Genomic DNA, 4994 nt, shown 5'->3' on the forward strand with positions numbered 1-4994 from the left:
TTTGGCATAAATAATATTAACGTTAACTTTAATATTATATATTTTTTGATAAATAAATTTTATATGTAGAGGTTATTTTTAATCTAGCATTCTGTTTAAATAATTATCTAAATAGGGTTTTAAGGAGAATTTTGCCCATGAAAATACTGTGGCTTACAAACATTGCTTTACCAGAGGCGAGTGTACTTCTAAAAGAGGAAGCATTGCCTTTTGGAGGATGGTTAGTTAATGCCTCTGAAGCATTGTCATTGAATAGTGACATTTCACTATGTGTTGCATTTCCAAATAATAGATTTAATGATATTCAATTATTATCTGGGGAGAAAATTAAATATTATACATTCCCATCTGTAAATAAGAATAATTTAAAAAGTATAGTTGAAAATCCATTTCTTGAGCAAATCATTGAGCAATTCAATCCAGATATTGTTCATATTTTTGGCACAGAGTTTGTGCATACACTTTCAATGGTAAATGTTTGCCAAAAGAAAAATATTAAGACTATAGTATCTATCCAGGGATTAGTATCTATTATTGCTAAACATTATATGCTATCTTTACCTATCATTGTTCAAAATCGATATACTTTTAGGGATTTACTAAAACAAAATAATATAAAAGGGCAACAGAGAGAGTTTATTAAGCGTGGGAAGTTTGAAATTGAAGCACTAAAAAAAGTAAAACATGTTATTGGTAGAACTACGTGGGATAAGGCGTGCTCTACTCAGATCAATCCAAATGTGATTTACCATCATTGTAATGAAACATTAAGAAAAGAATTCTATAATCATAAGTGGGATATAAAAAGGGCGGAGAAATATTCTATCTTCTTAAGTCAAGGATCATATCCTATAAAGGGGTTGCATTTTATGATTGAAGCTATGCCTTTAATACTAAAAGTGTTTCCTCAAGCGAAGTTATACATAGGTGGTGTGGATATAACGAAGTCTAAAACCTTAAAAGAAAAAATAAAACTCTCATCGTATGGAAAGTATATCAATGAACTTATTAAAAAGTATAATATCCAAGAAAAAGTTATTTTTACTGGGTTATTAAATGAACAGCAAATGTGTGAGAAATATTTAGAGTCAAATGTATTTGTCTGTCCGTCATCTATTGAAAATAGTCCTAATTCTTTAGGAGAAGCGATGCTATTAGGTGTTCCTTGTGTTGCTTCGGATGTGGGAGGGGTGTCTGATATGCTAAAGCATAAAGAGGAAGGTTTTGTGTATCAAGTAGATGCTCCTTATATGCTGGCGCATTATGTGTGTGAAATATTTAAAAAAGATGAACTAGCGCTAAGGTTTTCTGAAAATGCAAGATTACATGCTTTACAAACGCATGATTCTAAAAAAAATACAAAACGCCTATTAGAAATATATAAAGATATCTTATAAAAGAAGGTATAAACATTGAAATTGAAAAATAGTTCTAAATTATTTTTAAAACGTATGAAGGGTAATGAAATTGCTACCAAAATCGTGAGCAATGCGGGTTGGTTGGTTGGGGATAAAGTTGTCACTATGATCATAGGTGTGTTTGTTATGGCCCTAGTAGCTAGGTATTTAGGGCCAGAAAAGTATGGCATATATAATTATGCTTTAGCTTATGTAACTTTGTTCACAGCTTTATCGACATTAGGTCTAGAAACGTTATCTGTTAAATCAATTGTGCATAAGGAGGAAGAAGAAGGGACTATACTTTTTACCTCTTTAGTTTTAAGGGTTATAGGTGGTATAGTTTTAACGTTGTTTACTAGTATAATTATTCGATTAGTTGCACCAAATGAGCCACTTGTTCATTTACTTGTAATGATTATGTCATTTACGATGGTTATTAAATCATTTGAAGTTATTGAATATTGGATACAAGCATATCAGAAGTCTAAAATATCTTCCTTGATTCGTATAGGTGCATATATTTTTTCTGCACTATTAAAAGTTATTTTTGTATTTTTCGAGGGGGATTTATTCCATTTATCTCTTATATATATGTTGGATTCGTTGATTATAGGGATAGCGTTGGTTATTGCGTACTTTAAAAACAGAACATCTTATACGAAATGGAAATTTAAATTTCAGTATGCAAAGAAAATATTATCTAAAAGTTGGTATTTAATTCTCTCAGGCCTGATGGTTACAATATATATGCAAATTGACAAAGTAATGTTAGGTTCTATGTTAACGGATAAGAAAGAATTGGGTATGTACTCAGCTGCGACTCAAATTGCTAGCATGTGGTATTTTGTTCCTTTAGCTATTATTACATCATTTCAGCCTATTATCATGAAAAAAAAATTAGATACACATGAGAACTATATAGGTACTATACAACTTCTGTATTCAATAATCGCTTGGATTGGAATCTTATTTGGTTTGCTCGTAATTGTATTTTCAGATTTTATAGTGTCTATTTTATACGGACAAGAATATAAAAATGCAGCGGATATAATTACTATAAGTGTATGGGCTGGTACTTTTGCAACACTAGGGTCCGCTAGGTCCATTTGGTTACTAGTTGAAAATCTGCAAAAGTACACGCTGGTTTATACTTTTGTTGGCCTTATAATAAATGTGGGATTAAATTATTTGTTAATACCTATTTATGGTGGCTTTGGTGCAGCTTTTGCGACTCTTATAGCGCAAGTCTTTACCAATGTAGTTACGCTGGCTTTGTTTAAAAAAACAAGAATTTCCAGCATTATGATTTTAAAAGCATTTTCTCCAAAATATCTATTTAAGTTAAGAAAGTTATAAATATCATATAATAATGGAGGGCGCTAAATGTTAGCTCCAGTAATAATTTTTGTGTACAACCGACCTGAACATACCATAAAAACAATAGAAGCTTTATCTGAAAATGAACTAGCAAGGGAGTCCGATGTCTTTATTTTTTCTGATGCGGCAAAAAATGAGGCTTCATTTGAAAAGGTAAAGGCAGTACGTGATTATATAGATACTATAGAAGAAAAAAAGTATTTTAAATCACTTACAATTAAGAAGGCTCAGGAAAATAAAGGATTGGCGAAATCGGTAATGAACGGTGTCAGTGAAATTATTAATAAATATGGAAAAGTAATAGTTTTAGAAGATGATTTGATAACCACACCCGATTTTCTAGCATATATGAATGAAGGATTAAATTATTATGATGCTTTAGAGAAAGTCTGGTCTATCAGTGGATATAATATACCAATTAGATTCCCTAAGAGTTATAAGAGTGACATTTATTATTCTTATAGAGGTTGTAGTTGGGGTTGGGCGACATGGAAGAATAGATGGGATCAAGTTGATTGGGATGTAAAAGATTATATAGAGTTTAAAAAAAATAGACGTTTAAAAAATCAGTTCAACCGCGGTGGAAGAGATATGTCAAATATGCTCGATGCCCAAATGGAAGGAAAGATAGATTCTTGGGCAATTCGTTGGTGTTATACTCAATCGAAAAAAAATATGTTTACGGTTTATCCAGTTAAGTCTCGAGTAAGAAACATTGGGCTGGATGGATCTGGAACACATAGTGGAATTACATCACATTATAATGTGGAAATTGATCAATCTTTAAGAAAATGTATTTTTAATAATCCAGATTTAAATCAAGAGATATTAAGGAATTTTCAGAATCATTATGGTTCTCGTTTAAATTATTATTTAACTAAACCAAAAAGTTACATCAAAAAGTTATTAAGGATGTGATTAAAGTGAAAATCACAATAGCAGGAACAGGATATGTAGGCTTATCTAATGCAATATTACTTGCCCAACATAATGAAGTTATAGCACTTGATATTATTCAAGAAAAAGTAGATATGATTAATAACAGAAAATCTCCTATTATAGATAATGTAATTGAAGAATTTTTGGCGACAAAAGAACTAAATTTAGTGGCTACTACTGATAATTATAAAGCATTTAAGGATGCAGAATATGTTATTATTGCAACACCTACAAACTATGATCCAGATAAAAATTATTTTAATACAAGAACTGTTGAGGCTGTAATTGCTAATGTTTTATCTATTAATCCAGAAGCTATAATGATAGTGAAATCAACGGTTCCAGTAGGGTATGTAGAAAAAATAAAGGAGAAGTTTGAAACAAATAATATTATTTTTTCACCAGAGTTTTTAAGAGAAGGTAAAGCTTTACATGATAATTTATACCCATCACGTATAATTGTAGGTGAAGAGTCTGATAGGGCAAAAATATTCGCTGAACTATTAATTCAAGGTGCAGTGAAAAAAGATATATCAGTGTTATTTACAAATTCGACTGAGGCTGAAGCTATTAAATTATTTGCCAATACATACTTAGCTATGAGGGTAGCCTTTTTTAATGAACTAGATTCATATGCAGAAGTACGAGAACTGGATACCAAACAAATTATTGATGGAGTTGGATTGGATCCTAGGATTGGTAATCACTATAATAATCCATCCTTTGGATATGGAGGCTATTGTTTACCTAAAGATACGAAACAACTACTGGCAAATTATGCGGATGTTCCCAATAATATAATGACAGCAATTGTGGATGCAAATAGAACTAGAAAAGATCATATTGCAGAAATGATTATAAAGAGAAACCCTAAAGTTGTTGGCATTTATAGATTAACCATGAAAATGGATTCAGATAATTTTAGACAATCGGCTATTCAAGGAGTTATGAAGCGAATTAAAGCAAAAGGGATTGAAGTTGTTGTATATGAACCATCTCTTCATGAAGAAACATTTTATAATTCCAAAGTAATCAATAACTTTGAGGAATTTAAAAAAGTGAGTGATGTAGTTGTGGCCAACAGATTAACCAATGAACTATATGATATAGAAGATAAGGTTTATACAAGGGACTTGTTTAGTAGAGATTAAAAGATATATTGATTGCCAAAAATAGAATTGGAATATATAGAGGACTAAGGCCAAATTAAAAGCGAGGAAACACTTATATGTGTTAACTTGCTTTTAAATTTTTAAATGATATTTTGAAGGATTGAAC

The 4994-nt window shown here is 30.7% G+C and carries 4 protein-coding genes; all 4 read left to right on the top strand.

Annotated features, from left to right (window positions below):
• Positions 1-137: 137 nt before the first annotated feature.
• The 4 genes from ACQGSG_RS26480 to ACQGSG_RS26495 are packed head-to-tail and all read left to right on the top strand — an operon-like array spanning position 138 to position 4867.
• Complete coding sequence (locus ACQGSG_RS26480) at positions 138-1397, top strand: glycosyltransferase family 4 protein (RefSeq protein ID WP_000699780.1); 1260 nt, start codon at positions 138-140, stop codon at positions 1395-1397.
• A 15-nt stretch (positions 1398-1412) separates the two neighbouring features.
• Complete coding sequence (locus ACQGSG_RS26485) at positions 1413-2756, top strand: flippase (protein WP_000769229.1); 1344 nt, start codon at positions 1413-1415, stop codon at positions 2754-2756.
• 27 nt (positions 2757-2783) lie between these two features.
• Positions 2784-3695: a glycosyltransferase gene (locus tag ACQGSG_RS26490; protein ID WP_000880840.1), complete on the top strand. Its 912-nt coding sequence runs from the start codon at positions 2784-2786 to the stop codon at positions 3693-3695.
• Between the two features lie 5 nt (positions 3696-3700).
• Positions 3701-4867 carry a nucleotide sugar dehydrogenase gene (locus ACQGSG_RS26495; protein WP_426948411.1) on the top strand — a complete coding sequence of 389 codons (1167 nt, stop codon included), beginning with the start codon at positions 3701-3703 and terminating at the stop codon, positions 4865-4867.
• Positions 4868-4994: the final 127 nt, after the last annotated feature.

This window comes from Bacillus sp. GMa5/1 (genome assembly GCF_050172015.1).
GTDB classification, from domain to species: domain Bacteria; phylum Bacillota; class Bacilli; order Bacillales; family Bacillaceae_G; genus Bacillus_A; species Bacillus_A cereus.